Source organism: Bacillus sp. FSL K6-1003, assembly GCF_037964945.1.
Lineage (GTDB): Bacteria > Bacillota > Bacilli > Bacillales > Bacillaceae > Bacillus > Bacillus mojavensis.
This window is the reverse complement of the sequence record NZ_CP150176.1, coordinates 2,725,825-2,752,619: the sequence shown is the minus strand read 5'-3', so window position 1 is coordinate 2,752,619 and position 26,795 is coordinate 2,725,825. Positions and strand designations below refer to the sequence as shown.

At 46.5% G+C, this 26,795-nt stretch carries 25 protein-coding genes; 19 read left to right on the top strand and 6 right to left on the bottom strand.

Annotation, left to right across the window (positions count from 1 at the left end; translation table 11 throughout):
- Positions 1-3 precede the first annotated feature (3 nt).
- Entirely contained in the window at positions 4-396 is a 393-nt protein-coding gene (gene ysdB, locus NSU16_RS14100; RefSeq protein ID WP_010335249.1) for a sigma W pathway protein YsdB, read from the bottom strand.
- 187 nt (positions 397-583) lie between these two features.
- Between ysdB and NSU16_RS14095 the strand changes: the two genes are divergently transcribed.
- The 16 genes from NSU16_RS14095 (at position 584) to NSU16_RS14020 (ending at position 17,811) form a co-directional block, all read left to right on the top strand.
- Positions 584-1,669: a M42 family metallopeptidase gene (locus NSU16_RS14095; protein WP_029441383.1), complete on the top strand. Its 1,086-nt coding sequence runs from the start codon at positions 584-586 to the stop codon at positions 1,667-1,669.
- A gap of 198 nt (positions 1,670-1,867) precedes the next feature.
- On the top strand, positions 1,868-2,839 hold the full coding sequence (abnA, locus tag NSU16_RS14090) for an arabinan endo-1,5-alpha-L-arabinosidase AbnA (protein ID WP_326218138.1): 972 nt from the start codon (positions 1,868-1,870) through the stop codon (positions 2,837-2,839).
- A gap of 181 nt (positions 2,840-3,020) precedes the next feature.
- A complete protein-coding gene (araA, locus tag NSU16_RS14085; protein WP_268472258.1) occupies positions 3,021-4,511 on the top strand; it encodes an L-arabinose isomerase in 1,491 nt (496 codons plus the stop codon).
- 15 nt (positions 4,512-4,526) lie between these two features.
- Positions 4,527-6,212 (top strand): ribulokinase, encoded by a 1,686-nt coding sequence (gene araB / locus NSU16_RS14080; RefSeq protein ID WP_339191254.1) that lies wholly within the window; start codon positions 4,527-4,529, stop codon positions 6,210-6,212.
- Between the two features lie 12 nt (positions 6,213-6,224).
- Positions 6,225-6,914, top strand: coding sequence for an L-ribulose-5-phosphate 4-epimerase (gene araD / locus NSU16_RS14075; RefSeq protein WP_010335243.1), 690 nt, complete (start codon positions 6,225-6,227; stop codon positions 6,912-6,914).
- Entirely contained in the window at positions 6,892-7,710 is an 819-nt protein-coding gene (locus NSU16_RS14070; protein WP_339191251.1) for an HAD-IIA family hydrolase, read from the top strand. The genes araD and NSU16_RS14070 overlap by 23 nt, the downstream gene beginning before the upstream one ends.
- A complete protein-coding gene (egsA, locus tag NSU16_RS14065) occupies positions 7,707-8,891 on the top strand; it encodes a sn-glycerol-1-phosphate dehydrogenase (RefSeq protein ID WP_339191249.1) in 1,185 nt (394 codons plus the stop codon). Before NSU16_RS14070 ends, egsA begins: the two co-directional genes overlap by 4 nt.
- 30 nt (positions 8,892-8,921) lie before the next feature.
- Positions 8,922-10,223: an ABC transporter substrate-binding protein gene (locus NSU16_RS14060; protein WP_168748489.1), complete on the top strand. Its 1,302-nt coding sequence runs from the start codon at positions 8,922-8,924 to the stop codon at positions 10,221-10,223.
- A gap of 35 nt (positions 10,224-10,258) precedes the next feature.
- Positions 10,259-11,200, top strand: a complete 942-nt coding sequence (locus tag NSU16_RS14055; RefSeq protein ID WP_010335239.1) for a sugar ABC transporter permease — start codon at positions 10,259-10,261, stop codon at positions 11,198-11,200.
- Positions 11,201-12,046 (top strand): arabinose ABC transporter permease AraQ, encoded by an 846-nt coding sequence (araQ, locus tag NSU16_RS14050; protein WP_026014752.1) that lies wholly within the window; start codon positions 11,201-11,203, stop codon positions 12,044-12,046.
- An 18-nt stretch (positions 12,047-12,064) separates the two neighbouring features.
- The gene (gene abfA, locus NSU16_RS14045) at positions 12,065-13,567 is read left to right on the top strand and encodes an alpha-L-arabinofuranosidase AbfA (RefSeq protein ID WP_339191247.1); all 1,503 of its coding nucleotides are present in this window, start codon (positions 12,065-12,067) and stop codon (positions 13,565-13,567) included.
- Between the two features lie 151 nt (positions 13,568-13,718).
- The gene (locus NSU16_RS14040) at positions 13,719-14,045 is read left to right on the top strand and encodes a PadR family transcriptional regulator (protein ID WP_339192695.1); all 327 of its coding nucleotides are present in this window, start codon (positions 13,719-13,721) and stop codon (positions 14,043-14,045) included.
- Complete coding sequence (locus NSU16_RS14035) at positions 14,042-14,596, top strand: DUF1700 domain-containing protein (protein ID WP_326190963.1); 555 nt, start codon at positions 14,042-14,044, stop codon at positions 14,594-14,596. The genes NSU16_RS14040 and NSU16_RS14035 overlap by 4 nt, the downstream gene beginning before the upstream one ends.
- Complete coding sequence (locus tag NSU16_RS14030) at positions 14,593-15,486, top strand: DUF4097 family beta strand repeat-containing protein (protein WP_339191245.1); 894 nt, start codon at positions 14,593-14,595, stop codon at positions 15,484-15,486. Before NSU16_RS14035 ends, NSU16_RS14030 begins: the two co-directional genes overlap by 4 nt.
- Before the next feature lie 111 nt (positions 15,487-15,597).
- Complete coding sequence (gene cstA, locus NSU16_RS14025; protein WP_168748487.1) at positions 15,598-17,394, top strand: carbon starvation protein CstA; 1,797 nt, start codon at positions 15,598-15,600, stop codon at positions 17,392-17,394.
- Positions 17,395-17,427: 33 nt separating this feature from the next.
- On the top strand, positions 17,428-17,811 hold the full coding sequence (locus NSU16_RS14020; protein ID WP_339191241.1) for a VOC family protein: 384 nt from the start codon (positions 17,428-17,430) through the stop codon (positions 17,809-17,811).
- A gap of 37 nt (positions 17,812-17,848) precedes the next feature.
- Here NSU16_RS14020 and NSU16_RS14015 read toward each other — a convergent pair whose 3' ends face one another.
- The 4 genes from NSU16_RS14015 to sspI all read right to left on the bottom strand — a co-directional run bounded on the left by NSU16_RS14015 (position 17,849) and on the right by sspI (position 22,086).
- Complete coding sequence (locus tag NSU16_RS14015) at positions 17,849-19,183, bottom strand: (Fe-S)-binding protein (protein WP_339191239.1); 1,335 nt, start codon at positions 19,181-19,183, stop codon at positions 17,849-17,851.
- Complete coding sequence (gene glcD / locus NSU16_RS14010; RefSeq protein WP_339191237.1) at positions 19,180-20,592, bottom strand: glycolate oxidase subunit GlcD; 1,413 nt, start codon at positions 20,590-20,592, stop codon at positions 19,180-19,182. Before glcD ends, NSU16_RS14015 begins: the two co-directional genes overlap by 4 nt.
- Positions 20,593-20,695: 103 nt before the next feature.
- Positions 20,696-21,802, bottom strand: a complete 1,107-nt coding sequence (locus NSU16_RS14005; RefSeq protein ID WP_268505217.1) for a sugar diacid recognition domain-containing protein — start codon at positions 21,800-21,802, stop codon at positions 20,696-20,698.
- 68 nt (positions 21,803-21,870) lie between these two features.
- Entirely contained in the window at positions 21,871-22,086 is a 216-nt protein-coding gene (gene sspI, locus NSU16_RS14000) for a small acid-soluble spore protein SspI (protein ID WP_010335228.1), read from the bottom strand.
- Between the two features lie 120 nt (positions 22,087-22,206).
- On the opposite strand from sspI, the gene NSU16_RS13995 reads away from it, so the two are divergent.
- Complete coding sequence (locus tag NSU16_RS13995) at positions 22,207-22,953, top strand: RNA methyltransferase (RefSeq protein WP_339191235.1); 747 nt, start codon at positions 22,207-22,209, stop codon at positions 22,951-22,953.
- A gap of 24 nt (positions 22,954-22,977) precedes the next feature.
- Here NSU16_RS13995 and NSU16_RS13990 read toward each other — a convergent pair whose 3' ends face one another.
- Positions 22,978-23,226, bottom strand: coding sequence for a hypothetical protein (locus tag NSU16_RS13990; RefSeq protein WP_081720845.1), 249 nt, complete (start codon positions 23,224-23,226; stop codon positions 22,978-22,980).
- 83 nt (positions 23,227-23,309) lie between these two features.
- On the opposite strand from NSU16_RS13990, the gene pheS reads away from it, so the two are divergent.
- Both pheS and pheT read left to right on the top strand, forming a co-directional pair.
- Complete coding sequence (pheS, locus tag NSU16_RS13985) at positions 23,310-24,344, top strand: phenylalanine--tRNA ligase subunit alpha (RefSeq protein ID WP_059335559.1); 1,035 nt, start codon at positions 23,310-23,312, stop codon at positions 24,342-24,344.
- Positions 24,345-24,359: 15 nt separating this feature from the next.
- Positions 24,360-26,774, top strand: coding sequence for a phenylalanine--tRNA ligase subunit beta (gene pheT / locus NSU16_RS13980; RefSeq protein ID WP_339191233.1), 2,415 nt, complete (start codon positions 24,360-24,362; stop codon positions 26,772-26,774).
- The last annotated feature ends 21 nt before the right edge of the window (positions 26,775-26,795 follow it).

The window sequence follows — 26,795 nt, the reverse complement described above, 5'->3', positions numbered from 1 at the left end:
CGTTTAGCGCTCTTCTGCTTTTTTTGCAAGTTTTATGGGCTGATCCCAGTCAATTTTGCAATCCGGATATCGTTCCAGTACTTTTTCTTCAATGTTCTCAAAATCTTTTGCAGAAAAGTTTTTCAGCTTTTCAGGAGACTCTGTCCATACGAAGATGGTGTGGATGAACAGCGGATGATCCTTGGAAGGAATATGCTTTTCTCCTTCAAAAAGCACGCCTTTATACGTCAATTGAAAGTTCTTTCGGGTATTGTTCTGTTCATCGATAATATAAAAAAGTTCTTTTGATTGGGCCAGCTTCAGTCTTCTCTTTGGATTTGCGACATATTTGACCAAGGCATAAATACAGTAAGCAAATAAAGCAAGCAATAGTATCCGGAGAACCATGATAAACATTGTGTGAAGGCACCTCCCTCATTGTGATGATCTGATGTAATACGAAGTGCATAGAAAAAGGTTTCACTTTTTCTAAAAGAAGTTTGTTAAAAAAGATATACCCGCTTTTTAAGTGAAATAGTCGTATGGTTACCGTCAGGTTTTGTATAATAATAATGCAGGACATATGAGGGAGGTTTTTGGAATCATGGCTAAATTGGATGAAACATTAACCATGCTGAAGGAATTAACTGATGCAAAAGGTATTCCGGGAAATGAAAGAGAAGTAAGGCAAGTGATGAAATCATACATAGAACCATTTGCTGATGAAGTGACAACTGACCGGCTTGGCAGTTTAATTGCGAAAAAAACAGGCGCGGAAAACGGTCCGAAAATTATGATTGCCGGGCATTTGGATGAAGTCGGTTTTATGGTGACACAAATCACCGATAAAGGCTTTATCCGTTTTCAAACTGTCGGCGGCTGGTGGTCTCAAGTCATGCTGGCTCAGCGTGTCACCATCGTGACGAAAAAGGGAGAGGTCACAGGGGTTATCGGATCTAAGCCTCCGCACATTTTATCTGCTGAGGCGAGAAAAAAACCGGTAGACATCAAAGAGATGTTCGTTGATATCGGGGCTTCAAGCCGTGAGGAAGCATTGGAATGGGGCGTACTCCCAGGCGATATGATCGTTCCGCATTTTGAATTTACGGTAATGAACAATGAAAAATTTCTTTTAGCAAAGGCGTGGGACAACCGTATCGGCTGTGCGATCGCCATTGATGTTTTGAGAAATTTAAAAAACACAGATCATCCAAATGTTGTGTATGGCGTTGGAACTGTACAGGAAGAAGTTGGCCTAAGAGGAGCGAAGACCTCTGCGCACACGATACAGCCTGATATTGCTTTCGGTGTTGATGTAGGGATAGCCGGAGATACGCCAGGGATTTCTGAGAAGGAAGCGCAAAGCAAAATGGGAGAAGGACCACAGATTATTCTGTACGATGCATCTATGGTCTCCCACAAAGGACTTCGTGACTTAGTTGTCAATACAGCAGAAGAAGCAGGCATTCCATATCAATTTGACGCGATCGCCGGTGGAGGAACTGATTCCGGGTCCATTCATTTGACGGCAAACGGTGTTCCTGCGCTGTCCATTACCATTGCAACACGATACATTCATACGCACGCTGCCATGCTGCATCGTGACGATTATGAAAACGCGGTAAAATTAATCACCGAAGTCATTAAGAAGTTAGATCGCCAAACGGTTGACGATATTACGTACCAATAAAGATACGGAAGAATCCGCCTTGTGAGGCGGATTCTATTTTTTTGTCTGTACAAATTATGACGGAGTGACTAAAATGAAAGAAGATACCGAAAATTTCCTGAATCTGATCCCGTACGATATGCCGCTCATTTGTAAGGAAAGGAGGATTCAATTTCAGGTTTTGTAAGCGCTTTCTAAAATAAAGGAGGTTTGACAAAATTGAAAAAGAAAAAAGCATGGAAACGGTTCTTTCACTTTTCGAGTGCTGCTCTGACAGCGGGTTTGTTATTGAGTTCCGCTTCACCGGCATCCGCTGCATTCTGGGGAGCGTCTAATGAACTGCTTCATGATCCAACGATGATCAAAGAGGGAAGCTCGTGGTACGCGTTTGGAACAGGTCTTACGGAAGAAAGAGGGCTGCGGGTACTCAAATCTTCGGATGCTAAAAACTGGACCGTGCAAAAATCGATTTTCAGCACACCTTTATCATGGTGGTCCGCTTATGTGCCGAATTACGGCCAAAACCAGTGGGCGCCGGATATTCAATATTATAACGGAAAGTACTGGCTGTATTATTCAGTTTCTTCTTTCGGAAAAAATATCTCTGCCATAGGCCTTGCTTCTTCAACAAGCATCAGCTCGGGAAGCTGGAAAGACGAAGGCCTGGTAATCCGGTCAACGAGCTCCAATAATTATAACGCCATCGATCCGGAACTCACCTTTGACAAGGATGGCAACCCATGGCTTGCGTTCGGCTCGTTTTGGAGCGGAATCAAGCTGACCAAGCTGGATAAGAACACGATGAAGCCTACTGGGTCGCTTTATTCCATCGCGTCGAGGCCAAGTAATGGCGGAGCGCTGGAAGCTCCTACCCTCACATATCAAAATGGTTATTATTATTTAATGGTTTCATTTGATAAATGCTGTGATGGAGTAAATAGTACGTACAAAATTGCTTATGGAAGATCTAAAAGCATAACAGGGCCTTATCTTGATAAAAGCGGAAAAAGTATGCTGGAAGGAGGGGGCACCATCTTAGATTCCGGCAATGAACAATGGAAAGGGCCTGGAGGTCAGGATATTGTAAATGGAAACATACTCGTGCGCCATGCCTATGACGCGAAAGATAACGGCATTCCAAAGCTATTAATCAATGATTTGAATTGGAGTTCAGGCTGGCCGTCCTATTAAACTGATAAGCCAGGTGAACTCCTGGCTTTTTTTAAAAGAAAAGATTGACAGTATCCTACTGAATTACTATAATAAAGTTGTTCGTACAAATTAATAATAATTCACTAGTTTTTGTTTATTAGTACGTATCTATCATTCTAGAATTGGAAGCGTTTTATTTTATAAGAAAGGGGCAGTTAACATGCTTCAGACAAGAGATTATGAATTCTGGTTTGTAACAGGAAGCCAGCATCTTTATGGAGAAGAAACGCTGCAGCTGGTCGACCAGCATGCAAAAAGCATTTGTGAGGGACTTAGCGGCATTTCTTCCAGATATAAAATTAAGCATAAACCTGTTGTCACTTCCTCGGAAACCATCAGACAGCTGTTAAGAGAAGCGGAGTACAGTGAAACATGCGCCGGAATCATTACATGGATGCACACATTTTCTCCCGCAAAAATGTGGATAGAAGGCCTTTCCTCTTACCAAAAACCGCTTATGCATCTGCACACTCAATACAATCGGGATATTCCATGGAATACGATTGACATGGATTTTATGAACAGCAACCAATCCGCACATGGCGATCGCGAGTACGGGTACATCAATTCTCGTATGGGGCTGAGCCGTAAAGTTGTCGCAGGCTATTGGGATGATGAAGAGGTGAAGAAAGAAATTTCTCAGTGGATGAATACGGCGGCTGCGCTAAATGAAAGCAGGCATATCAAGGTTGCCAGATTCGGAGATAACATGCGTCACGTTGCAGTAACGGACGGCGACAAGGTGGGAGCGCATATTCAATTCGGCTGGCAGGTTGACGGCTATGGCATCGGGGATCTCGTCGAAGTGATGAATGGAATTACGGACGATGAGGTCGAAACACTCTATGCAGAGTATGACAAGCTTTATGTCATCAGCGAGGAAACGAAACGAGACGAAGCAAAGATAGCGTCCATTAAAGAACAGGCGAAAATTGAACTTGGCCTAACCGCTTTTCTTGAACAAGGCGGATACACGGCTTTTACGACTTCATTTGAAGTGCTGCACGGAATGAAACAGCTGCCTGGGCTGGCTGTTCAGAGGCTTATGGAAAAAGGCTACGGATTCGCCGGAGAAGGTGATTGGAAGACGGCTGCACTCGTCCGGATGATGAAAATCATGGCTGAAGGTAAAAGAACGTCCTTCATGGAGGACTATACGTACCATTTTGAACCTGGAAATGAAATGATTCTTGGCTCACACATGCTGGAGGTGTGCCCGACAGTTGCTTTGGATCAGCCGAAAATTGAAGTTCATCCGCTGTCTATCGGAGGCAAGGATGACCCGGCGCGGTTTGTATTCAATGGCATCAGCGGATCAGCCATTCAAGCGAGTCTGGTTGATATCGGAGGGCGTTTCCGTCTCGTGCTCAATGAGGTAAACGGACAGGAAATTGAGAAAGATATGCCGAATCTGCCTGTCGCCCGCGTTCTCTGGAAGCCTGAGCCTTCATTAAAAACAGCGGCGGAGGCATGGATTTTAGCCGGCGGCGCACACCATACCTGCTTGTCTTACGAATTGACAGCGGAGCAATTGATGGATTGGGCGGAAATGGCGGGGGTTGAAAGTATCTTAATTTCTCGTGATACATCGATTCACAAGCTGAAACATGAATTGAAATGGAACGAGGCGCTTTACAGGCTTCAAAAGTAGAGAGGGGGATGTCACTTGGCTTACACAATAGGTGTTGATTTCGGAACATTATCAGGAAGAGCGGTTCTCGTTCACGTCAAAACTGGAGAAGAGCTGGCCGCTGCTGTCAAAGAATATCCACACGCTGTCATTGATACCGTACTTCCCAAAACGGGTCAAAAGCTGCCGCGGGACTGGGCGCTTCAGCATCCGGCAGATTACCTGGAAGTCTTGGAAACAACGATTCCGTCATTACTTGAACAGACTGGTGTTGATCCACAAGAGATCATCGGGGTCGGAATTGATTTTACGGCATGTACGATCTTGCCTGTCGACAGTGAAGGGCAGCCATTATGTATGCTGCCGGAATTTGAAGAGGAGCCGCACAGCTATGTGAAGCTTTGGAAGCATCATGCCGCCCAAAAGCATGCTGATCGGCTCAACCAAATCGCCGAAGAAGAAGGAGAAGCTTTTTTACAGCGCTACGGAGGAAAGATTTCATCAGAATGGATGATTCCGAAGGTGATGCAGATTGCCGAAGAAGCGCCGCACATTTATGAAGCAGCTGATCGGATGATCGAAGCAGCTGACTGGATCGTGTATCAGCTGTGCGGCTCGCTGAAGCGAAGCAACTGCACAGCCGGTTATAAAGCGATTTGGAGTGAGGAAGCGGGATATCCTTCAGAGGATTTCTTTGAAAAACTTCACCCTGCAATGAAAACGATTACAAAAGACAAGTTAGCGGGATCGATTCACTCAGTAGGGGAAAAAGCAGGCGGGCTGACGGAAAAAATGGCACAGCTGACTGGCCTTCTTCCGGGAACAGCGGTTGCTGTTGCGAATGTTGACGCTCATGTGTCTGTTCCTGCTGTCGGTATCACAGAACCAGGAAAAATGCTGATGATTATGGGAACCTCAACATGCCACGTTCTCTTAGGAGACGAGGTAAACATTGTGCCCGGCATGTGCGGGGTCGTGGACAACGGCATTCTGCCGGGATTTGCGGGGTATGAAGCCGGTCAGTCCTGTGTGGGCGATCATTTTGACTGGTTTGTAAAAACGTGTGTCCCGCAAGCATATAAAGACGAAGCTGAGAAAAAAAACATCAGTATTCACGAGCTGCTGAGCGAGAAAGCAAATCTGCAAGCGCCGGGTGAAAGCGGCCTGCTTGCCCTGGATTGGTGGAATGGAAACCGTTCAACTTTAGTTGATGCTGATCTAACAGGGATGCTGCTTGGCATGACGCTGCTGACGAAACCTGAAGAGCTTTACCGAGCGTTAGTTGAAGGAACAGCATACGGCACAAGGATGATTATTGAAACATTTAGAGAAAGCGGTGTGCCAATTGAAGAGCTGTACGCAGCTGGCGGTATTGCTGAGAAAAACCCGTTTGTCATGCAGATTTATGCGGATGTCACAAACATGGATATTAAAATCTCAGGTTCACCGCAAGCCCCAGCCTTAGGCTCTGCCATTTTCGGCGCGCTTGCGGCCGGTAAAGAAAACGGCGGCTATGATGATGTCACAGAGGCAGCGGCGCACATGGGGAAACTGAAAGATATATCCTATAAGCCAAACGCTGAACATGCCGCCGTATATGAAAAGCTATATGCTGAATATAAAGAGCTGGTTCAATATTTCGGTAAAGAGAATCATGTCATGAAACGTCTGAAAACGATAAAAAATCTTCAATTTTCATCTGCCGCACAAAAGAATTCATAAAGGGTGATGAGCATGCTTGAAACGTTAAAAAAAGAGGTGCTGGCTGCCAACCTGAAGCTTCAAGAGCATCAGCTGGTGACCTTTACGTGGGGAAATGTAAGCGGTATTGACCGTGAAAAAGAGTTAATCGTCATTAAACCGAGCGGAGTCGAATACAGCGAGCTGACAGCTGATGACTTGGTTGTTTTGAATTTGGAAGGTGAGGTCGTAGAAGGCTCGCTCAAACCTTCTTCTGATACACCCACTCATGTTTATTTGTATCACGCGTTTCCGAATATCGGCGGGATTGTTCATACCCATTCTCAATGGGCGACAAGCTGGGCGCAAGCCGGAAGGGACATACCCCCTTTAGGCACGACACATGCCGATTATTTCGACAGTGCGATTCCGTGTACAAGAGAAATGTACGATGAAGAAATTATCCATGACTATGAACTGAATACAGGCAAAGTGATTGCGGAGACCTTTCAGCATCATAAATACGAGCAGGTGCCGGGTGTGCTCGTTAATAACCACGGCCCGTTCTGCTGGGGCACAGACGCCTTAAACGCCATTCATAACGCGGTGGTGTTAGAAACGGTTGCGGAAATGGCGTATCACTCTATGATGCTGAACAAGAATCTCAGCCCGATCAATACTGTTCTCCACGAAAAGCACTTCTATCGAAAACACGGAGCAAATGCGTATTATGGCCAGTCATAATCCCGCAGTGTCACCGGCCGGTTTTCTGATTGACTTGGACGGTACCGTATTCAGAGGAAACGAACTGATCGATGGAGCAAGAGAAGCCATCAGTACACTTCGAAATATGGGAAGGAAAATCGTCTTTTTGAGCAACCGGGGAAATATCTCCCGTGCCATGTGCAGAAAAAAACTGCTTGGTGCCGGTATAGATGCAGATATAAGCGAAATTGTCTTGTCATCAAGTGTGACAGCAGCCTTTTTAAAAAGAAACTATCGTTTTTCAAAGGTATGGGTGCTTGGAGAACAGGGCTTGATAGACGAACTGAGGCTGGCGGGTGTCCAGACAGCGGATGAACCGAAGGAAGCGGATTGGCTTGTCATCTCGCTTCATGAAACACTCACCTACGAAGACTTGAATCAAGCCTTTAAAGCGGCCGCCGCAGGCGCTCGTATAATTGCCACGAACAAAGATCGCTATTTTCCAAATGAGGACGGAAATGCCATCGACGTTGCGGGAATGATTGGGGCGATAGAAGCTTCTGCTCAGGCGAAGACGGAGCTTGTCGTCGGAAAGCCATCATGGCTGATGGCGGAGGCTGCCTGTACTGCGCTGGGGCTTTCCGCGCATGAATGTATGATTATAGGAGACAGCATTGAATCTGATATCGCAATGGGAAAGCTGTATGGCATGAAGAGCGCTTTAGTGCTGACTGGTTCTGCGAAACCGGGAGAACAGTGTTTATATACGCCGGATTATGTACTGGAGTCCATTAAGGATGTAACCAAACTGGCTGAGGAGGGGATTCTGCTATGAATCATATCGCAGCTGACGTTCAGCGTGCTTTTGAACACGCGGGGGAGATGACATGTCCTCTAGGAGTAGACGAAATTGTTCTTGAAAAACAAGCAGCCGATCGGTTGTTGGATTATGTAAAAAGAAGGAATGATCAGCGTATCGTCCTTGTCTGTGATCGGAATACGCACCGCATAGCGGGGATCGAGTTAGAAGACCGCTTGATAAAGGAAGGGCTTCAGGCGGAGTGCCTGATTATTCCGGAAAATGAAGCAGGAGATGTGGCGGCAGATGAACGATCACTCATTCATGTGCTGGTCCACACGAAAAAATCAACAGATATCATGATTGCAGTCGGTTCGGGGACTATCCATGATATCGTGCGTTTTGCCGCCTTCCAGAGGAGGCTGCCGTTTATTTCATATCCGACTGCCCCATCCGTTGACGGATTTACATCAGCTGGTGCGCCCATTATTTTATACGGTACGAAAACAACCATCCAAACGAAGGCCCCGTCCGCGCTGTTCGCTGATCTTGATATCTTAAAAGCGGCGCCGCAGCCTATGGTGGCGGCCGGATTTGGGGATATGCTAGGCAAAATGACGTCTTTGGCTGATTGGAACATTTCTCATCAGCTCGCTGGTGAGCCTTATTCACCAATAGGCGCAAAGCTCGTACAAGAAGCACTTGATGCCTGTATCGAACACGCTGAAGATATTGCAATGAAAACGGAAACTGGCATCCGGGTTCTGATGGAGTCCTTAATTGTATCGGGACTTGTCATGCTGGCTTTGGACCATTCCCGTCCTGCATCAGGAGGGGAGCATCATATTTCCCATTGGATTGAGATGGAATTAATGGAGAAAAAACGGCCTCAGATTCTCCATGGGGCAAAAGTGGGCTGTGCGGCCGTTTTATTGACTGACACGTACAGAAAGCTGATCCAGGCTGAAGGGCTGAATGAATTTTCTCCGCGTCAAAGGGAAGTCATTCAATCGGCTTATGAAACGCTGCCGGAAGGAAAAAAGCTGGCCGGCTGGCTGAAATCTGCCGGAGGCCCTGCGTATTTTGACGAAATCGGTGTCGGGCAGGATTCCGTCAAGAATGCCTTCAGACACGCGCACACCTTAAGAGACCGCTGCACCGGATTAAGACTCATCAATGAAAACAAAACGCTTGTCAATCATGGTCTTTATGAATAGCCCGCACCTCGAATGGAAGGGGTAACGTAGATGAAAAAGATGACTGCCTGTTTTCTTGCGCTCATGATGGTTTTGACATTATTCATCGCTGGGTGTTCAGCGGAACGGTCATCCGGTAAACCGGGTGAAACGGAGCTGACTTTTTGGACATTTAACGGACTTCATGAGCAGTTTTATGTGGAAATGGTGAAAGAGTGGAATAAGAAATATCCTGACCGTCAAATCAAACTGAATACGGTCGTTTATCCGTATGGCCAAATGCACGATAATCTGTCGATTTCCTTAATCGCCGGGGAAGGCGTGCCTGACATTGCAGATGTCGAATTGGCCCGGTTTTCAAACTTTCTGAAGGGCTCCGATGTCCCGCTTGCCGATTTGTCCCCGCTTATTGAAAAGGACAGGGATAAATTCGTAGAGGCGCGTCTTACGCTGTACAGCAAAAACGGCAAGCTATATGGGCTGGATACTCATGTAGGGACGACGGTGATGTTCTATAACATGGATATTATGAAAAAGGCCGGCATCAACCCGGATGATATTAAAACATGGGATGATTACCGCAAAGCCGGACAGAAAGTGCGCAAAGCGACCGGAAAGCCGATGGGAACGGTGGAAACAAATGATTCAGCAACGTTTTTATCAATGATTTCACAGCAAAACTCAGGGTATTTTGATAAAAACGGAAAGCTGATCCTGAATAATGACACCAATGTAAAAACGCTTCAGTATTTAAAAGACATGATTAATGATAAAACAATGATCGCCGCACCGGGCGGCGGGCATCACAGTGAAGAATATTACGGTTTTATGAACCAAGGCGGAGCGGCTTCTGTTCTGATGCCGATTTGGTATATGGGAAGATTCATAGATTATATGCCTGACCTGAAAGGGAAGATTGCCATTCGGCCGCTTCCGGCATGGGAAGAAGGAGGCGATCGTTCAGCAGGTTTGGGCGGCACAGCCACCGTTGTGCCAAAGCAGGCCAAACATGTCGAATTAGCGAAAGAGTTTCTCGCCTTTGCGAAGGGTTCTGAAGAAGGAAACAAAAAGCTTTGGAGTGTGCTCGGGTTCGATCCGCTGCGCTGGGATGTCTGGAGCTCCAAGGAATTAAAAGAGAAAAACAAATACACGGATTACTTCCAAAACGGAACAGGCATTTTTTCTGTGCTGCTCGATATCAAGGATGAAATCAATCCGATTTATTTACATGAGGATTTTGCCAAGGCTTCAGACCTTGTCAACAGAAGCGTATTATTCGACGCGCTCAAATCTCAGCAAAAGACGCCAAAACAAGCCTTGGACAGAGCGGCAGGTGAACTGAAACAGAAATAGAATCCCATTCAAAAAGTGAAAGCGGGGAGGTTCTCATGAAACCTGTGAAAACGGGAACGGCTCATCCCGTTCCTTCGGCTGCGAAAGAATCAGGCTGGCGAGGTATTTTTTATTCGAAAAAAGCGGCGCCATATCTGTTTACAGCGCCATTTGTATTATCCTTTCTTGTTTTTTTTCTATACCCCATCATTAGTGTCTTCATCATGAGCTTTCAAAGAATATTGCCTGGAGAGGTGACGTTTGTCGGGTTATCCAATTACACCGCGCTTAACAACCCGACGTTTTATACCGCCCTTTTTAATACGCTGGAGTATACATTTTGGACGCTGATTGTGCTGATTCCAGTTCCATTGCTTCTGGCCATATTCCTGAATTCAAAGCTGGTCAAGTTTAGAAATATATTCAAATCAGCACTATTCATTCCGGCATTGACTTCCACCATTGTGGCAGGGATTATTTTTCGTCTGATCTTCGGAGAAATGGAAACGTCTCTGGCCAATTCCATCTTACTCAAACTCGGCTTTTCACCTCAGAACTGGATGAACAATGAACATACCGGCATGTTTTTGATGGTGCTGCTTGCTTCGTGGAGATGGATGGGGATCAACATCCTTTACTTTTTGGCCGGACTGCAAAATGTGCCGAAAGAGCTGTACGAAGCCGCTGATATTGACGGAGCAAATACGATGAAAAAATTTATGCACATTACGCTGCCGTTTCTGAAGCCTGTATCCGTCTATGTTTTAACCATCAGTATCATTGGCGGGTTCAGGATGTTTGAGGAAAGCTACGTCCTTTGGCAAAATAATTCCCCGGGTAATATCGGCCTGACGCTTGTCGGATATTTGTATCAGCAGGGCCTTGCTTACAATGAAATGGGATACGGGGCGGCCATTGGCATTGTGCTTTTGATTGTCATACTTGTTGTCAGCCTGATTTCATTAAAACTGTCAGGCTCGTTTAAGGGGGAGGGGTAAATGTTGCGGCACAGTCCTCAGTTTCGGGTGTACAGAATCGCGCTTACTCTATTTTTTATCATGCTGAGCCTGTTGTATATTTTCCCGATTTTCTGTCTGCTTTTAGGATCATTAAAGCCATCATCTGAGCTTTTACGGGTGGGGCTGAATGTTGACATTGATCCAAAAGTGATGAGTCTTGATAACTATACATTTTTGTTTAACGGCGGCAGCATTTATTTTAAATGGTTTTTTAACAGCCTTGTGCTTGGTCTATTAACGACAGTGCTAACCTTGTTTTTCTCTTCGATGATCGGGTACGGACTGGCGGTTTATGAATTTAAAGGAAGAAATATTATTTTTGTTCTTGTGCTGATTATTATGATGGTCCCGCTTGAGGTGATGATGCTCCCGTTGTTTAAGCTTACAGTCGGGCTGCATTTGATCGATTCGTATACGGGTGTCATTTTGCCGTTTATCGTTTCGCCGGTAGCTGTTTTCTTTTTCCGGCAATATGCACTCGGCCTTCCAAAAGACCTGCTGGATTCAGCGAGAATGGACGGATGCACGGAATTCGGCATCTTTTTCAGGATTATGGCGCCTTTGATGAAACCGGCATTCGGAGCAATGATCATTCTCCAGTCTTTAAACAGCTGGAACAACTTCTTATGGCCTTTGATTGTGCTTCGGTCGAAAGAAATGTTTACGCTTCCAATCGGGCTTTCCAGCTTGCTTAGCCCTTACGGAAACAACTATGACATGCTCATATCCGGCTCAGTATTTGCCATCTTGCCGGTGATTATCATTTTCTTGTTTTTCCAAAAGTACTTTATCTCCGGCCTGACAGTAGGCGGAGTCAAAGGATAATGAAGGAGGAAACGTGTAATGAAAAAAGCGAGAGTGATTGTGGACAAAGAATATAAAATTGGTGAAGTCGACAAACGGATTTACGGGTCGTTCATCGAGCACATGGGGCGTGCTGTATACGAAGGTATATATGAACCTGATCATCCTCAGGCTGATGAAAACGGGTTTCGTAAGGATGTTCAGGCGTTGATCAAGGAATTGCAGGTTCCGATCATCCGCTATCCGGGCGGAAACTTTTTATCAGGGTATAATTGGGAGGATGGCGTCGGACCTGTCGAGAAACGCCCGAGACGCCTTGACTTGGCATGGCAAACGACAGAAACCAATGAAGTGGGAACGAATGAATTTTTAACTTGGGCAAAAAAGGTGAACACAGAAGTCAATATGGCTGTTAACCTCGGCACGCGAGGGATAGATGCTGCCCGCAATCTCGTAGAATACTGCAACCATCCGAAAGGCTCTTACTGGAGTGATTTGAGAAGATCGCATGGCTATGAACAGCCGTACGGCATCAAAACGTGGTGCTTGGGCAACGAAATGGACGGCCCGTGGCAGATCGGGCATAAAACCGCTGACGAATACGGACGGCTAGCCGCGGAGACTGCCAAGGTCATGAAATGGGTTGACCCATCAATTGAACTCGTTGCCTGCGGCAGCTCAAACAGCGGCATGCCGACGTTTATCGATTGGGAAGCGAAGGTGCTGGAGCATACGTATGAGCATGTAGACTATATCTCTCTCCATACGTATTACGGAAACCGGGATAACAATCTGCCAAACTATCTGGCCCGTTCTATGGATCTTGATCATTTTATTAAATCTGTCGCTGCAACTTGTGACTATGTAAAAGCAAAAACACGCAGCAAGAAAACAATCAATCTCTCTCTGGACGAATGGAACGTATGGTATCACTCAAATGAAGCTGATAAAAAAGTCGAGCCGTGGATTACTGCGCGTCCGATTTTAGAGGACATTTATAATTTTGAAGATGCCTTATTGGTGGGCTCATTGCTCATTACGATGCTGCAGCACGCAGACCGTGTGAAAATCGCGTGTCTTGCACAGCTTGTGAATGTCATCGCGCCGATCATGACGGAAAAAGGCGGAGAAGCATGGAGACAGCCGATTTTTTATCCGTACATGCATGCTTCTGTCTACGGCCGAGGAGAGTCACTGAAACCGCTTATTTCTTCACCGAAGTATGACTGCGCTGATTTTACTGATGTGCCGTATGTTGACGCTGCTGTTGTGTACTCCGAAGAGGAAGAAACACTCACCATTTTTGCGGTAAACAAAGCTGAGGATCAGATGGAGACGGAGATTTCGCTCAGAGGCTTTGAATCGTATCAAATCGCAGAGCACATCGTACTCGAGCATCAGGATATTAAAGCGACAAACCAGCATAACAGAAAAAATGTCACTCCGCATTCCAACGGAACGTCTTCCGTCAGCGAGAACGGCTTAACTGCACATTTCACGCCGCTTTCATGGAATGTGATCCGTCTGAAAAAACAGTCATAAGAGAAACAAAAACCGGAGATCACTCTCCGGTTTTTGTTTTTTTACAGTGGATATGATTCAGTACCTTGTAATGTTCAATAGTAGGTGTTACGATATGGTTAACCGGTGGAAAAAATAAACAAAATGAAAAAGCCTCAAGGAGGATCTTATGATGAATGCTCAATTTAAAAAGGGAGCATTGGAGCTATGTGTGCTCGCATTAATATCTGAAAAAGACCAATACGGATATGAGCTTTCTCAAAACATTTCCAGGCACATGGCGATTGCAGAAGGCACCTTATATCCTCTACTCAGAAGACTGACGAAAGAAGAGTATTTAGAAACATATATGGCGCCGTCTTCCGAAGGGCCTGCCAGAAAATATTACACGATGTCAAAGCTTGGTTTCATGCGAATGAAATTGCTGCTGGCAGAATGGGATCAGTTCACAGCATCTGTCAATCAAATCATTGATGCGGCAAGGGGAGGAGAACGATGAATCAAGAATTGTTTTTACAGGAGTTAAGTAAAGCGTTACAGCCGCTTTCTGAAGAAGAGCGGAGTGAGATCTTATTTGATTTTGAAGAACATATTACCGAAGGGATGAAAGAAGGCAGGCTAGAAGCTGATATCATCAGGGAACTCGGCTCTCCAAAACAAATTGCAAAGGAATTGGTTCCAGATGTCACGGAAACTGCTCCAGCAGTGCAGCGCCCTAAGAAGAACCTCTTTCACATGGTGTGTTCAGCAGCAGCGATAAGCATGTTAAATTTGATTTTCGTGCTGGGACCGGCTATTGGCATTTTTGGAGTGTACGTGGGTCTATGCGGGGCGGCGCTTGCACTTTCTGTGTCACCGATTATGTTTGTCGGTATGGTAATGTTTCATACGAATACGCACATGATGCTGGAGTTCTTTTTATCACTCGCATTTGGCAGTCTGGGGCTGCTATCTTGTATAGGGCTTTGGTATTTAGGCAAGCTGCTGTATAGCATGAGTTTACGATATATCAGATACAACCTAAAGCTAGTGACGGGGGCGCAGGCATGAAAAAGATCATAATTGGATTGATGGCAGTATTTGCAGTTGGGGTAATCGGAGCTGTCATCTCTGCAGCTGCTTCGGATTTTACAAATGAAGAGGTGAAAGCTGAAGAAACCTATGATGCTGCAGATATTAAAAAAATTAAGGTAACAACGAGCTCGATGAATGCAGAGGTCAAAAGCGGACAAACAGATGATATTCAGGTAGCTGCTCAAGGAAAAATCAGTGATAAAAGTAAAAAGCTGTTCGATGTGAGCCAAGATGGCAAATCGTTAACGATTAACCAAAAAGAGCACAGGAATAGCATCTCCTTTATACCGTGGAGCAGCGAAAAGGATATGAAAATCACAATCATTATTCCGGAAAAGAAGTATGATGAGATAACCGTAACGACAACCTCTGGCGATATTCTGATTGAAAATGTGCAAATGGATCAATCAGCGGCTGACTCTACATCAGGAGATATTGAGCTGAAGGACTCACGCATCAAAAACGAGATGACGGTAAAAACAACGAGCGGAGATGTTCAAGCAGACCAAAATTCATTGGGGCAAGGTGAGGTAAAGACAACAAGCGGATCAATAGAAAGCAGCCGCACAACATCTAAAAAGATGAGCTATAAGACAACCTCCGGGGATATTGATCTTCTTCAGGGGCAAAAGAACGAAGACATCAGCATCAATACAACGAGCGGAGATGTGTCCGTAGAGTATCAGAAAGAACCGGCATCTTTGGCAGTAGATTTTCAGACTGACTCAGGTGATTCGTCAGTTAATTTAGATCAAATCATGTATCAAGAAAAATCAGATCGTCGTATTACAGGCTATATGGGTGAAAGCGGAACCTCTAATCTTTTAAACGTTCGTACAACATCAGGAGACTTTGAATTAAACTAACAGCCTCAAGCCGGCCCATTCAAGCCGGCTTTTTTGTATAGGAAAAAATGACCGCTTTTCACCATGAAATTATGATATATTTATGAAAAACAGCAAAGGGGTTGGGGAGGAATGAATGCGGTTACAATTGTGATAGCGTCAATGTGTATATTGGCTATCGCCTATCGTTTATACGGAACATTTATGATGGTGAAGGTTCTCAAAGTGAATGATGAAAAGCCAACGCCTGCACATGCGCTTGAGGATGGAAAAGACTATGTGCCTACGAATAAATGGGTTTCATTCGGTCATCATTTCGCGGCCATTGCGGCGGCCGGGCCGCTGGTCGGACCGATTCTCGCGGCGCAGTTCGGTTATTTGCCGGGATTATTATGGCTGTTAATCGGGGCGGTGATAGGGGGAGCCGTTCATGATATTGTTGTGCTGTTCGCGTCAATGCGTAAAAACGGAAAGTCACTGTCAGAAGTGGCGAAGGATGAGCTTGGTCCTGTTGCCGGTTTTTGTACGGGCCTGTCGATGCTGTTTATTATTACCATTACGATGGCGGGCCTGTCGATGGTTGTGCTGCATGCGCTTGAACGGAATCCGTGGGGGACTTTTGCTGTAGGGATTACGATACCGATTGCGATGGGCGTCGGCTTGTTGTATAAGAAAACAGGGAATTTAAAGCTGGCGTCTTCTATTGGTTTTGTATTTTTAATGGCTGGAGTGTTTATCGGCCCTTGGGTGCAGACTACCGCATTTGGTGATCTGTTAACCCTTGATACGAAAACGCTCGCAATTGCGTTGCCGATTTACGCATTTTTTGCAGCGGCGCTGCCGGTCTGGCTGCTGCTCGCACCGCGCGATTATTTAAGCAGTTTTATGAAAATCGGTGTGTTTATCGCTTTAATTGCGGGTGTGTTTGTTGTAAATCCGTCCATTCCATTTCCGGCTTTTACGGAATTTGTAAAAGGAGGCGGGCCGGTGCTTGCGGGTCCTGTCTGGCCATTCATCTCGATTACGATAGCCTGCGGCGCGATCTCGGGGTTTCATGCCTTTGTCGGTTCCGGCACCACGCCGAAAATGCTTAATAAATGGAGTGATATGAAGCCGGTTGCTTTCGGTGCAATGCTTGTTGAGTGCCTTGTCGGCATTATGGCGCTGATTGCGGCGACTGCTTTGCAACCTGCAGATTACTTTGCGATCAACAGCACGCCTGAGGTTTTCCGTACGCTCGGCATGGATGTTGTGCATTTGCCTGAACTGAGCAGGGACATCGGTTTGGACTTAGAGGGAAGAACAGGGGGAGCCGTCACGCTTGCGGTAGGGATGACTTATATTTTTACCGGAATTCCGTTTTTCAGTCATCTGGCCTCATACTTTTTCCAATTTGTCATTATGTTTGAAGCAGTGTTTATTTTAACGGCGATCGACGCCGGCACGCGTGTGGCACGCTATTTGATTCAGGACTTCTTCGGAGAGGTGTATAAGCCGCTGAAGAAAACGGACTGGATTCCCGGAGCTGTATTTGCCAGTGCGCTTGCCTGCTTTATGTGGGGCTATTTGCTTTACTCAGGAGATATCGGATCCATTTGGGCGCTGTTTGGCGTCTCCAATCAGCTGATGGCTTCAGTGGGTCTGATTATCGGGGCAACCATTGTGCTGAAAATCGCCGACAAACGCCGTTATATCCTAACCTGCCTCATTCCGCTCGCCTATTTATATGTGACTGTGAATTACGCTGGCTATTGGATGGTGCGCTATGTGTATCTTAATCCAGACGCTGCGGGGTACAGTGTCCTGAATGGCGTTTTATCTATCATCATGCTGCTGTTAGGCTTCATCATTATCGTGGCGGCAGTGAAAAAATGGGCGCAGATGTGGAGAGATCCTAGCTTAAGAATGGAAGCCTCTATACCGGGATAGAAGGAAAAATGGAAACCTTAAGGGGGAAAAGATATGAATTTATCAATGAAGTATATCATCCTGTATGTATCGGACAGCCAGCGCTCGATTCATTTTTATGAGCATATTTTGGGGCTGCCGATCCGCGCAGAACACGGCACATATGTAGAGTTTGATACCGGCTCGACCATTTTGGCGCTCAATACACGAGAAAGTGTCAAGGAAATGACGCCGTTAGAGATACCGGAAACACCCGTTTCTTCACAAACATTTGAAATCGGGTTTGTCACTGAAAATGTCGAAGCGGTCATCAAAAAAGTAAGAGAACACGGTGTAACCATCATCGGGGAGCCTAAAGTGAAGCCATGGGGACAGACGGTCGCTTATATCGCCGATCCCGACGGACATTATATTGAAATTTGCAGTCCGATGGAATAAAGCACAAAGCCCAAAACAGACACTGTTTTGGGCTTTCTTATGATGTTAGCGGCCCGGCGGCTTCCAATAGCAAATCAGCAAGGTGAACAGCTCGAACCCTGCCGCTTAAATCCTCTCGTTCAATGCCGAGCTTCATCTGTAAAAGACAGCCTGGATTGGCGGTTACAATGACCGCTGCTTCAGTTGCTTTGACAGCAGCCATTTTACTATCCAGTATTTTCATTGACATGTCTGCTTCGACGATATTGTAAATTCCCGCTGATCCGCAGCAACTGTCCGCTTTATCCATTTCTCTGAATTCAGCTCCCTTGATGCTTTGAAGAAGCTTTCGGGGCTCCAAAGATGTATGCATTACATTTCTCAAGTGGCACGAATCTTGATAGGTAATCAGCTTCGGTGTCTCAAGCCGCAAGTCTTGCTGGTGAAAATCAAGCTCAATCAAAACGGATGAAAAATCTTTTAGCTTCTTAACAAATGAAACAGCCCGCTCCGCCCATTCGGGGTCATCCTTCAGCAAATGGCCGTATTCAGTGAGAAAGGCTCCGCAACCGCCCGCGTTTGTAATGACAGCATCTACGTCTAGCGCTTCAAACGCGGCTATGTTTTGTTTCGCAAGCTCCTGTCCTGCATTTTTTTCACCGCTGTGTCCATGCAGTGCGCCGCAGCATGCCTGCTCAGGCGGGATGACAATTTCACAGCCTGCCAGCTGTAGCAGTTTCAGCGTGGCATTGTTTGTCGGCAAAAACATCGTATCCATTAAACAGCCTGAAAAAAAGGCGACCCTTTTTTTAGCTGGGCCGGCCGCCGGCAATAAACGCGGCCGTTGCTTCATTTCTTCACGTTTAGGCACATCCGGAAGAACGGCTTCCATCGTGCGCAAATGCTCAGGCAGAATACGGAGCATGCCGGTTTTTCGCACAGCTGCCTGCAGCCCTGACCGCTGGTACAAACCGATGAGACTCACAGCCGAACGCATCCGGTTTTGATGCGGAAAGAGCTCCTGAAAAGCCGCTTTTCTCATCACACGTGTGCTGAGCGAGTGTTTTTTATTTTGGTGGATAATATCTCTTGCTTCCTCCAGCAGCTGTCCGTATTTAACGCCTGATGGGCATACCGGTTCACATGCGCGGCAGCCGAGGCAAAGAGACAGTGAACGCTCGACATCTTCATCGGGTTCAATCACACCGTCGGCGACTGCTTTCATTAAGGCGATTCGCCCGCGCGGCGAGTGAGATTCCTGAAAACCGGATTCGATATAGGTCGGGCAAGAAGGCAGGCAGAATCCGCAGCGCATACAATTCAAAAGTTCGCTCTCATCCATACGCTCTTTAAACTCACGTTGGATCTGTTTCATTTCTTTTTCTGTTGTCATCTTTCCGTCACCACCCGTTTTCTGGCATCTTTCGCAAACACTTTGCCAGGGTTTAAGATGTTTTTTGGATCAAAAGCCGCTTTTATTGCTTTCATCGCGGCGATGCCTTCTTTTTTCAGCTTCATTTCCAAGTAAGGCGCTTTCATGGCCCCAACCCCGTGCTCCCCGGTAATCGTGCCGCCAAGCTCAATCGCTTTTTCAAAAATCTCGGCAAAAGCCTGTTCGACTCGCTCCATTTCATCCTTATTTCTTATGTCTGTCGTGCATGTCGGATGAAGGTTTCCATCCCCGGCATGGCCAAAGGTGCAGATCGAAATATCGTATTTCGCGGCAATGTCATTAATGGCTTTCACCATATTCGCGATTTCTGAACGCGGTACAGTGGCATCCTCCAAAATGGTGGTCGGCTTTAAGCGGGCAAGTGCAGAAAGCGCTGAACGCCGGGCTTCAGTGAGGGCGAATGCTTCCTCATCTGTTTGTGCAGTTTGAACGGAGACGGCAGCGCCTTTTTTGCAAATTGCCTCGATGTTTTCCATGTCACGAGCCACGGTTTCAGCTGTCCCGTCCTGTTCAATTAAAAGAACCGCCTTCGCATTTGTCGGCAGGCCGATCTTGGCATAATCCTCAATCACCAAAAGGGTAGGCTGATCGAGAAACTCAAGCGTAGCCGGTATGATTTTTTCGGCAATAATGGCTGACACCGTTTGAGCAGCGGCATCAATATTTTCATAAAGGGCGAGCAGCGTCTTCTTTGTTTCTGGCTTTGGCACGAGTTTGAGAATCGCTTCTGTCACAATGCCGAGTGTCCCTTCTGAGCCGACAAAAAGGCGCGTGAGATCATACCCGGCTACATCCTTTGCAAGCTTTCCCCCGGTGCGGATCATATCTCCGTTTGCCAAAACAACCTCCAGCCCCATGACGTAGTCACGGGTGACGCCGTATTTTAAGCCGCGAAGACCGCCGGAATTTTCATTGATGTTTCCTCCGATGGTTGATATTTTCATAGAGCTCGGATCAGGCGGATAGAACAATCCCTTGCTTTCAACCGCACGGATCATATCCAAGGTAATCACGCCAGGCTGGACTGTGGCCGTCAAATTTTCTTCATCAATCTCAAGAATCTGATTCATATGCTTAAAGAGAAGAACAAGCCCGCCTTCAGTAGGGCACGTGCCCCCGCACAGGTTTGTCCCCGATCCTCTTGGAACAATCGGTACACGATGCTCACTGCAAATCTCCAAAATACGTGATACTTCATGTGTATCTCTCGGCGCAATCACAGCATCCGGCATAGACTGAAATTGCGGTGTCGCGTCATATGAATACACGAGACGGCCGGCTTTCGAGTCATCGTAGTTTTTCGGTCCGACGATTTGGATCAGCTGTTCTTTTACGTCTTTGGTGATCATGTTCACCCATCCCCCTGTCAAAAAACGCTTTCAATCTATTGTAAAAGAAAAAAAGAGAAGCCTTCTATGGAGAAATATACAAAATATGAAACTGAAACTCTCTCTAGTTTGTATCTTGATCTAAAAAATAAAGCGCGACGTACATCGTGACGATGTCCTCTGTACACTGAAAACTTAAACCCGTCAGCTGTTCAGCCTTTGACATGCGATAGCGGAGCGTGTTGATATGTATATGCATCTCTTCAGCCGTTTTTTTCAGGGACAAATCGTGATGGAAGAGCGTTCGTATCGTATTCATAAGCTCTTCGTTTCGGAGCGCTTCCTGGAGCACTCTTTGCGGAAATTCATGTCGTGTGCCCGGGCTGATCTCAGTCAGGCACATGTCAAGCTTAAGATCTTCCTCACATACTGCGGTTTTGCGTTTAAGGCTGACGGCCAGCGCTTTTTCAGCCTGTTCATATGACTGCGGCAGGCCGGAGCCGCTGACAGCTCTCCCAACGCCGGCAGCTGCTCGGCTGTTTCCGAGGCGTTCAGCCAATGAACAAATAAGCTGAATTTGCCGCAAAAGCTGCTCCTTTTGTTCATGGTTCGGCACTTCGTGATTAATCAGAATACGTTCATTTCCCCATCTGATGAATAGATCGGATGGAAACACTGACTTCCAAGAACGTGCCATTTGATCAATATCGCCGGGAGACCATTCGTGCCCTTGAATGAGGATCACCTGGCGGAGGGAGGTAAGGTCAACGCCAAGAATCTGCGCCTTTTCGAGAAAACCCGGAGACCATTCTTTTAATTGCAGCCAGTCGATCATAAAGGATTCCAGCATTCTCTCGCGCCACTGGGTCTGCTCCAAATGCCACGATTCTTTAATGAAGAGCTCTGTCATTTTCCTGAGCAGCTCTCCATACGGCTGAATCTCAGCAGGCTCTCCCGTCAGTCCGAACACGGCGATGACATCACGCTCAGAAAATACGGGGAGGTTCAACCCCGCCTTTACCCCTTTGAGTCTCTTTTCATCTTCTTTTGTAATGATCACATTGCGTTTCTCTTTCGCGCAGATGAGCGCTCCTTCATGAAATAGCCCGACTCGCTCATCATTAGTGCTTGCCATAATGAGGCCGTCTGTGCTGACAATAATGACTTCACGTTCATACATTTTTTTCACTTCGGCAATGATTTTTTTCGCTAACAGCGGTTGTAAAAACATGGCGGCGATCCCCCTCATGTTTTTATTATATAAGAAAAAAACCGGGCGCTGTCACCCGGTTTTGATGGCTATTGGGCAGGTTTTAATCCGCCTTCCAACGTCTTTAACATTTCTTGTTTCTCACTCTCGGATGCGTGCTGCCAAATGACTTCAAACAAAACGCCGAGTCCCGGAAGCATTTTTTCTTCACCACTTTGAATTGCGTCCACTATTGTGTGCTCAAGCTGCTCCTGATCATTGCCCGTTACATTGGCAATGACGGCATGACGTAAATTAAGATCCATATGAAGCGCTCCTTTTTTTCTAAAATGTAATACGTATATTCTAACCCCGCACCCGGTTTATTATGTGCTGTTCTTGCGATATAATAACATCATGTTAAAAAAAGGAGAGCCACACAGACAGTGAAACAAATAGAATCGGCAAAAAACCAAAAAGTGAAGGATTGGAAAAAACTTCATACAAAAAAAGAACGAACAAAAACGAATACCTATTTGATTGAAGGAGAACATCTTGTTGAAGAAGCCTTAAAGAGCCCGGGTGCGGTGAAAGAAATTCTTGTCAAGGATGAAGCGGACATCCCGCCGAACCTTGATATAGGCATCCAGTGCTACGTGCTGAGCGAAGACGCGTTTTCAGCTGTAACAGAAACGGAAACACCGCAGCGGATCGCCGCTGTTTGCCATATGCCAGAAGAAAAGCTCGCGTCGCCTAAACGGGTGCTGCTGATTGACGCTGTTCAAGATCCGGGGAATCTCGGCACGATGATTCGCACGGCGGACGCAGCCGGTTTGGATGCGGTTGTGCTCGGTGACGGCACGGCGGATGCGTTTAACGGAAAAACGCTGCGGTCCGCGCAAGGCTCCCATTTTCACATTCCTGTTGTGAGAAGAAATTTACAATCATACGTGGATGAATTAAAAGCAGAGGGCGTAAAAGTGTACGGCACAGCACTGCAAAACGGGGCGCCTTACCAGGACATTTCACCATCCAGTTCATTTGCTTTAATCGTCGGCAATGAAGGGGCGGGGGTGGATGCAGGGTTGCTGGAAAAAACAGATTTGAACCTGTACGTTCCGCTGTACGGGCAGGCTGAATCACTGAACGTTGCAATTGCGGCGGCTATCCTGGTGTACCACTTGCGAGGATAGTGTTGCGCCGAGCGGAGTATTTCACTATAATAGAACATAATATTTGAAAAACCGTGACAGAGGATCTCGATTTCTGATCAACTGCCTTCCAGGGAGAAAATGCCGCAGACTGAGAGCATTTTTAATGCAGCCGGAAATTGGTTTCGCCTCTCGAGTTGTCACCGGGACCGCGCAGCTTGCGCGTAAAGGTGAACCGGAATCTGATTCCGTTATGTCAATGAAGCTGACGACAGCATCAGTCTGTCTGAAATAAGGGTGGTACCGCGGCCACAACTCGTCCCTTGTCCTACAAGGGGCGGGTTTTTTTGTTTTCCAAAGACATATAACGGTTTGTTTACATAAAAGGAGGATGCAAAATGGAAGAAAAGCTAAAACAGCTGGAACAAGAAGCTTTAGATCAAGTAGAAGCGGCAAGCTCATTGAAGGTTGTCAATGATATTCGGGTTCAATATCTCGGAAAAAAAGGGCCGATCACAGAAGTGCTGCGCGGAATGGGCAAGCTTTCTGCGGAGGAGCGTCCGAAAATGGGCGCTCTTGCCAATGAGGTAAGAGAACGAATCGCCAATGCGATTGCAGCTAAAAACGAAAAGCTTGAGGAAGAAGAAATGAAACAGAAGCTAGCGGGACAGACAATTGACGTCACACTCCCGGGTAATCCTGTCGCAATCGGCGGACGCCATCCGCTCACTGTTGTCATTGAAGAAATTGAAGATCTATTTATCGGAATGGGCTATACCGTTGAAGAAGGCCCTGAGGTCGAGACGGATTACTACAACTTCGAAGCGCTTAACCTGCCGAAAGAACACCCTGCCCGCGATATGCAGGACAGCTTTTACATCACAGAGGAAATGCTGATGAGAACGCAAACCTCTCCTGTTCAGACACGGACGATGGAAAAGCACAAAGGCAAAGGGCCTGTTAAAATCATTTGCCCTGGGAAAGTATACCGCCGCGATAATGATGACGCGACACACTCTCACCAATTTATGCAGATTGAAGGGCTTGTTGTTGATAAAAACATCAGCATGAGTGATTTAAAAGGAACCCTTGAACTCGTTGCGAAAAAAATGTTCGGGCAAGACCGTGAAATCAGACTGCGCCCAAGCTTCTTCCCATTTACCGAGCCTTCAGTAGAAGTAGACGTAACGTGCTTTAAGTGCGGAGGAAACGGCTGCTCTGTATGTAAAGGAACAGGCTGGATTGAGATCCTCGGTGCCGGCATGGTTCACCCGAATGTGCTGGAAATGGCCGGCTTTGATCCGAAGGAATATCAGGGCTTTGCGTTCGGAATGGGTGTTGAGCGCATCGCGATGCTGAAATACGGCATCGATGATATCCGCCACTTCTACACAAACGATGTCAGATTTATTTCGCAGTTTAAACAGGCGTAAGAGGAGGATGCTAGAATGTTTGTTTCTTATAAATGGTTAGAGGATTATGTTGATTTAAAAGGCATGGATCCGGCTGTTCTTGCTGAGAAAATAACAAGAGCCGGTATTGAAGTTGAAGGAATTGAGTATAAAGGGGAAGGCATTAAAGGCGTTGTTATCGGCCATGTGCTGGAGCGCGAGCAGCATCCAAACGCCGATAAGCTGAATAAGTGCCTTGTAGATATTGGAGCGGAGGCACCCGTACAGATCATTTGCGGCGCGCCAAACGTGGATAAAGGGCAAAAAGTTGCAGTCGCTACAGTCGGTGCGGTGCTTCCGGGCAATTTCAAAATCAAAAAAGCCAAGCTTCGCGGCGAAGAATCAAACGGCATGATCTGTTCCTTACAAGAGCTCGGTATTGAGAGCAAGCTTGTGGCGAAGGAATATGCGGAAGGCATTTTCGTTTTCCCAAATGATGTTGAAACAGGAAGTGATGCGTTAGCGGCTTTACAGCTCGACGATGCTGTCTTAGAGCTCGGTTTAACACCGAACCGCGCTGATGCGATGAACATGCTTGGAGTTGCTTATGAGGTTGCGGCGATTTTAGACACAGAGGTAAAGCTTCCGCAAACGGATTACCCAGTCGCTTCAGAACAAGCGTCAGACTACATTTCTGTCAAAGTTGAAGACCGGGAAGCAAATCCGCTGTATGCAGCAAAAATCATTAAAAACGTAAAAATAGCTCCGTCACCGCTTTGGATGCAGACAAAGCTGATGAATGCAGGCATTCGCCCGCATAACAACGTCGTTGATATCACAAATTTTGTTTTATTGGAGTATGGACAGCCGCTTCACGCGTTTGATTATGACAGATTCGGCTCTAAGGAAGTCGTCGTCAGAAAAGCTGTTGAAAATGAAACGATTTTAACACTTGACGATCAAGAACGAAAACTGTCTGCCGATCACCTTGTCATTACAAACGGGTCTAAAGCACAAGCTGTTGCTGGTGTCATGGGAGGAGCAGAATCAGAAGTTCGGGAAGACACAACAACGATTTTGCTTGAAGCTGCGTTCTTCAACGGGCAGACGGTTCGCAAGGCTTCAAAAGATCTTGGTTTGAGAAGTGAATCGAGTGCAAGATTCGAAAAAGGCATTGATCCTGCGCGTGTGCGTCTTGCGGCAGAACGCGCGGCACAGCTGATCCACCTGTATGCCGGCGGTGAAGTGCTTGCCGGAACCGTTGAAGAAGACCATCTCACAATCGAAGCAAACAACATTCATGTATCGGCCGACAAGGTGAACAGCGTTCTCGGCATGACGATCAGCAAAGAAGAACTGATCAGCATTTATAAGCGTCTTGGCTTTACTGTCGGAGAAGCAAATGACTTGCTCGTTGTGACTGTTCCGTCACGCCGAGGTGACATTCGAATCGAAGAGGATTTGGTTGAAGAAGCGGCAAGATTGTACGGCTACGACAACATTCCGTCTACACTTCCTGAAACAGCGGGAACTACAGGCGGATTGACGCCTTACCAGGCAAATCGCCGTAAAGTCAGACGTTTTCTAGAAGGGGCCGGCTTATCACAAGCGATTACCTACTCATTAACAAACGAGAAAAAAGCGGCGGCATTTGCGATTGAAAAATCGTTTAACACTGTCCTTGCGCTTCCAATGAGTGAAGAAAGAAGCATTCTCAGACACAGCCTTGTTCCGAATCTGCTTGAATCCGTTTCTTACAACCTGGCAAGACAAACTGATTCGGTTGCATTGTACGAAGTCGGTTCCGTTTTCCTGACGAAGGAAGAGGATACGAAACCTGTTGAAACGGAGCGCGTGGCAGGTGCGGTAACCGGTTTATGGCGCAAGCATCTGTGGCAGGGCGAGAAAAAACCAGTCGATTTCTTTGTCGCAAAAGGAATTGTAGAAGGGCTGTTAGATAAACTGAACGTCCTGGACAGCATTGAATTTGTGCAATCAGAAAGAAAACAGCTGCACCCGGGCAGAACTGCGAATATTCTTTTAAACGGTTCTCTTATCGGCTTTATTGGCCAAGTCCATCCTTCACTGGAAAAAGAACTGGATATTAAAGAAACGTACGTGTTCGAACTTGATCTTCACACGCTGCTTACAGCAGACACGGCGCCGCTCGTGTACACAGCGATTCCGAAATATCCGTCTGTGACACGTGATATCGCGCTTGTGACAGATCAATCAGTGACAAGCGGCCAGCTCGAGAGCGTCATCAAAGAGGCGGGCGGGAAGCTTCTGAAAGAAGTAACCGTCTTTGACGTCTACGAAGGCGAGCATATGGAGGAAGGCAAAAAGTCAGTCGCTTTCTCACTCCAATATGTAAATCCAGAGCAAACGCTGACTGAAGAAGAAGTGACAAAAGCGCACGACAAAGTCCTGAAAGCGTTGGAAAACACTTATCAGGCCGTATTGAGAGGCTAATAAAAAAGCTTGCAGAGAACA